1 protein-coding gene is annotated in these 974 nt (G+C 44.9%); it reads left to right on the top strand.

Going from position 1 to position 974, the window contains the following annotated elements; genetic code table 11:
* Positions 1-974: HsdM family class I SAM-dependent methyltransferase (locus GZ1_RS17740; protein WP_060789018.1), on the top strand; the 974-nt coding region annotated here is incomplete at both ends.

Below are 974 nucleotides of genomic sequence, written 5' to 3'. Positions count from 1 at the left end.
TTTGTACGAGTATTTGTTATCGAAAATCGCCACCGCAGGCACGAACGGCCAATTCCGCACGCCGCGCCATATCATCCAAATGATGGTCGAACTGATGAAACCGACGCCGGAAGACATCATCGTCGACCCGGCGGCGGGGTCGGCGGGGTTTTTGGTGGCGGCGGGCGAATATTTGCGCAAGCACCGCAGCGATTTATTTTTAGTGCAAAGTTTAAAAGAACATTTTAATAACCGTATGTTCTACGGTTTTGATATGGACCGCACGATGTTGCGCATCGGTGCGATGAACATGATGCTCCATGGCATTGAAAATCCGAATATCGAATATCGCGACTCCTTATCGGAACAAAACAAAGATAAGGACAAATACACCCTTGTCCTTGCCAATCCGCCTTTTAAAGGTTCATTAGATTATGATGCAGTTTCAAATGATTTGTTAAAAGTTGTAAAGACAAAGAAAACCGAACTTTTATTTTTGGCATTATTCTTACGCATTTTAAAAACAGGCGGACGTTGCGCGTGCATCGTGCCGGACGGGGTATTGTTCGGCAGCTCGAAAGCGCATAAAGACATCCGCAAAGAAATTGTGGAAAATCATAAATTAGAAGCAATTATTTCGATGCCAAGTGGTGTGTTTAAACCATACGCGGGCGTATCGACGGCGATTATGATTTTCACGAAAACGGGCGTCGGCGGAACAGATCACGTCTGGTTTTACGACATGAAAGCCGATGGCTACTCGTTGGACGACAAGCGCACCCCGATTGAAGACAACGACATTCCGGATATCATTGCGCGCTTCCATAACCGTGAAGCAGAGAAAGAACGGAAACGCACGGAGCAGTCGTTCTTTGTGCCGGTGGAAGAAATTCGTGAAAATGACTATGACCTTTCGATTAACAAATATAAAGAGATTGAGTATGAAGAAGTGAAGTATCAACAACCGATAGAAATAATTGAAAAGGTAAAGAAGC

Source organism: Geobacillus zalihae NBRC 101842 (genome assembly GCF_001544135.1).
Classification (GTDB): Bacteria; Bacillota; Bacilli; order Bacillales; family Anoxybacillaceae; genus Geobacillus; species Geobacillus zalihae.
The sequence above is the reverse complement of the archived record's forward strand: the minus strand, read 5'-3'. Positions and strand labels throughout refer to the sequence as shown.